This is a genomic window from Pseudomonas sp. FYR_5 (assembly GCF_043106315.1).
Taxonomy (GTDB): Bacteria; Pseudomonadota; Gammaproteobacteria; order Pseudomonadales; family Pseudomonadaceae; genus Aquipseudomonas; species Aquipseudomonas putida_Y.
This window is the reverse complement of sequence record NZ_JBICMK010000007.1, coordinates 1-3,616: the sequence shown is the minus strand read 5'-3', so window position 1 is coordinate 3,616 and position 3,616 is coordinate 1. Positions and strand designations below refer to the sequence as shown.

Below are 3,616 nucleotides of genomic sequence, written 5' to 3'. Positions count from 1 at the left end.
GCCCCACATAACCCTCAAGCCTTGCACTCCCCCGCCCCACTACCAGCCTCAGTCCCCTTCCCTTGCACCCCCACCGAACACAACTAAGCTTGTTGCCTCAGTGGGCTTCGCTCCGAAAGGACCGGAGCAGACGCGGCGCATGGCCTGTCGCCGCCCCAGAAAAAGCCTGACCGATCGATCAGAAAAAGGTGAAAAACGGTACACATTACAAATATTTATTTGTGTACAATCGCCCAGACCCGATCCCTGCGGGACATCGGTGAACGGGTCTGGACACGGGTCGGCGTACCAAAGTTGCGTTGCGGTAACCTTGCCGGTTATCAATACTGGCGCCGATTTTTCGACCAACAAGAACATCAAAACCGTGGAACCTTAGAATGAGCACAGCAATCAGTCCGACTGCTTATAACTATAAGGTCGTCCGCCAGTTCGCCATCATGACGGTGGTCTGGGGGATCCTTGGCATGGGCCTCGGCGTCTTCATCGCCTCGCAGCTGGTGTGGCCGCAGCTGAACCTGGACCTTCCCTGGACCAGCTTCGGCCGCCTGCGCCCGCTGCACACCAACCTGGTGATCTTCGCCTTCGGGGGCTGTGCGCTGTTCGGCACCAGCTACTACGTGGTGCAGCGCACCTGCCAGACCCGGCTGATCTCCGACAGCATGGCCGCCTTCACCTTCTGGGGTTGGCAAGCCGTGATCGTCGGCGCGCTGATCACCCTGCCGATGGGCTACACCACCACCAAGGAATACGCCGAGCTCGAGTGGCCGCTGGCGATCCTGCTGGCCATCGTCTGGGTTACCTACGGGCTGGTGTTCTTCGGCACTATCGTCAAGCGCAAGACCAAGCACATCTATGTCGGCAACTGGTTCTACGGCGCCTTCATCGTGGTGACTGCGATGTTGCACATCGTCAACCACATCTCGCTGCCGGTGAGCCTGTTCAAGTCCTACTCGGCCTACTCCGGCGCCACCGACGCGATGATCCAGTGGTGGTACGGCCACAACGCCGTGGGCTTCTTCCTCACCACCGGTTTCCTGGGGATGATGTACTACTTCGTGCCCAAGCAGGCCGAGCGACCGATCTACTCGTATCGCTTGTCGATCGTGCACTTCTGGGCACTGATCACCCTGTACATCTGGGCCGGCCCGCATCACCTGCACTACACCGCCCTGCCTGACTGGGCGCAGTCGCTGGGCATGGTAATGTCGATCATCCTGCTGGCGCCAAGCTGGGGCGGCATGATCAACGGCATGATGACCCTGTCGGGCGCCTGGCACAAACTGCGCACCGACCCGATCCTGCGCTTCCTGGTGGTGTCGCTGGCGTTCTACGGCATGTCCACCTTCGAAGGCCCGATGATGGCCATCAAGACCGTGAACTCACTGTCGCACTACACCGACTGGACCATCGGCCACGTCCACGCCGGCGCCCTCGGCTGGGTGGCAATGATTTCGATCGGCGCCGTGTACCACATGATCCCGAAACTCTACGGCCGCGAGCAGATGCACAGCATCGGCCTGATCAATGCGCACTTCTGGCTGGCCACCATCGGCACCGTGCTGTATATCGCCTCGATGTGGGTCAACGGCATCACCCAGGGCCTGATGTGGCGCGCCATCAACGATGACGGCACCCTCACCTACTCCTTCGTCGAAGCCCTGCAGGCCAGCCACCCCGGCTACATCGTCCGCGCCCTGGGCGGTGCGTTCTTCGCCAGCGGCATGCTGCTGATGGCCTACAACGTGTTCCGTACCGTACGTGCCGCCAACCCGGCACAGGCTGAAGAGGCCGCCAAGATCGTCGTTGTGGGAGCGCACTGATGAAGCATGAAGCCGTCGAGAAGAACATAGGCCTGCTGGCCTTCTTCATGGTCATCGCCGTGAGCGTCGGTGGCCTGACCCAGATCGTCCCGCTGTTTTTCCAGGACGTCACCAACAAGCCGGTCGAGGGCATGAAGCCGCGCACCGCGCTGGAGCTGGAAGGCCGTGATATCTACATCCGCGAAGGCTGCGTGGGCTGCCACTCGCAGATGATCCGCCCGTTCCGTGCCGAAACCGAGCGTTACGGCCATTACTCGGTAGCCGGCGAGAGCGTGTGGGACCACCCGTTCCTGTGGGGCTCCAAGCGTACCGGGCCGGACCTGGCCCGCGTCGGTGGCCGCTACTCCGACGACTGGCACCGTGCGCACCTGTACAACCCGCGCAACGTGGTACCGGAATCGAAGATGCCTTCCTACCCGTGGCTGGTCGAGAACAAGCTCGACGGCAAAGACACCGCGAAGAAGATGGAAGTGCTGCGCACACTCGGCACCCCGTACACCGACGCCGACATTGCCGGCGCACGTGACGCGGTCAAGGGCAAGACCGAAATGGACGCCATCGTCGCGTACCTGCAGGGTCTTGGCACCATCATCAAGAGCAAACGGTGACGCTGATGGATATCGGGATGATTCGCGGCCTGGGCACCGTCGTGGTGATGGTGGCCTTCGTGGGCCTGGCACTGTGGGTATTCAACCCACGGCGTAAAAAGGACTTCGACGAAGCGACCCAACTGCCCTTCGCGGATGACCCCGAGGCCACTCGGCACGTCGAGCAAGCAAAAGCTTCTGGGAGCAAACAACAATGACAACCTTCTGGAGTCTGTACGTTACCGTCCTGACCCTGGGCACCATCTTCTCGTTGACCTGGCTGCTGCTGTCGACCCGCAAGGGCCAGCGCGAAGAGGTTACCGACGAAACCGTCGGGCATGCCTTCGATGGCATCGAGGAATACGACAACCCGCTGCCGCAATGGTGGTTCTGGCTGTTCGTCGGCACCATCATCTTCGCCCTCGGCTATCTGGTGCTGTACCCGGGCCTGGGCAACTGGAAAGGCGTCCTGCCGGGCTATTCATACCTGGATAACGACAAGCGGACCGAGTTTTCCAACGGCCAGCCGGGCTGGACCGGCGTGCACGAGTGGGAAAAGGAAATGGCCAAGGCCGACGCCCGCTTCGGGCCGATTTTCGCCAAGTTCGCAGCCATGCCCATCGAGGAGGTGGCCAAGGACCCACAGGCATTGAAAATGGGCGCGCGGCTGTTCGCCTCCAACTGCTCGGTGTGCCACGGTTCCGACGCCAAGGGCGCCTTCGGCTTCCCCAACCTCACCGACAATGACTGGCGCTGGGGTGGCGAGCCGGAAACCATCAAGACCAGCATCATGGGTGGTCGCCATGGCGTGATGCCGGCCTGGGCCGAAGTGATCGGTGACCAGGGCGTGGCCGATGTGGCTGCATTCGTGGTCAGCAAACTCGATGGCCGCACACTGCCTGAGGGCGCGAAAGCCGATGTCGAGAACGGGCAGAAGATCTTTGCTGCCAACTGCGTGGCCTGCCACGGGCCGGAAGGCAAAGGTACGCCCGCCATGGGCGCGCCGAACCTGACCCACCCGCAGGCGTTCATCTACGGTTCGAGCTTTGCCCAGTTGCAGCAGACCATTCGTTATGGTCGCCAGGGGCAGATGCCGGCCCAGGAACAGCTGCAGGGCAACGACAAGGTGCACTTGCTGGCGGCTTATGTTTACAGCCTGTCGCACCAGGCTGAACCGGCCAAGGCTGAGTAAGGCAGGCCTGGCCTCTT

At 61.8% G+C, this 3,616-nt stretch carries 4 protein-coding genes; all 4 read left to right on the top strand.

Features of this window, described 5'->3' with window-relative positions; genetic code table 11:
- Positions 1-377 precede the first annotated feature (377 nt).
- From ccoN to ccoP, 4 genes are read left to right on the top strand one after another with little or no spacing between them, the layout of a single operon-like run.
- The gene (gene ccoN / locus ACF8RA_RS00610; RefSeq protein ID WP_003254284.1) at positions 378-1,820 is read left to right on the top strand and encodes a cytochrome-c oxidase, cbb3-type subunit I; all 1,443 of its coding nucleotides are present in this window, start codon (positions 378-380) and stop codon (positions 1,818-1,820) included.
- Positions 1,820-2,428: a cytochrome-c oxidase, cbb3-type subunit II gene (gene ccoO, locus ACF8RA_RS00605; RefSeq protein ID WP_003254286.1), complete on the top strand. Its 609-nt coding sequence runs from the start codon at positions 1,820-1,822 to the stop codon at positions 2,426-2,428. The genes ccoN and ccoO overlap by 1 nt, the downstream gene beginning before the upstream one ends.
- Positions 2,429-2,433: 5 nt before the next feature.
- The gene (locus ACF8RA_RS00600) at positions 2,434-2,625 is read left to right on the top strand and encodes a CcoQ/FixQ family Cbb3-type cytochrome c oxidase assembly chaperone (protein ID WP_003254287.1); all 192 of its coding nucleotides are present in this window, start codon (positions 2,434-2,436) and stop codon (positions 2,623-2,625) included.
- The gene (gene ccoP / locus ACF8RA_RS00595; protein WP_176685181.1) at positions 2,622-3,599 is read left to right on the top strand and encodes a cytochrome-c oxidase, cbb3-type subunit III; all 978 of its coding nucleotides are present in this window, start codon (positions 2,622-2,624) and stop codon (positions 3,597-3,599) included. The genes ACF8RA_RS00600 and ccoP overlap by 4 nt, the downstream gene beginning before the upstream one ends.
- The last annotated feature ends 17 nt before the right edge of the window (positions 3,600-3,616 follow it).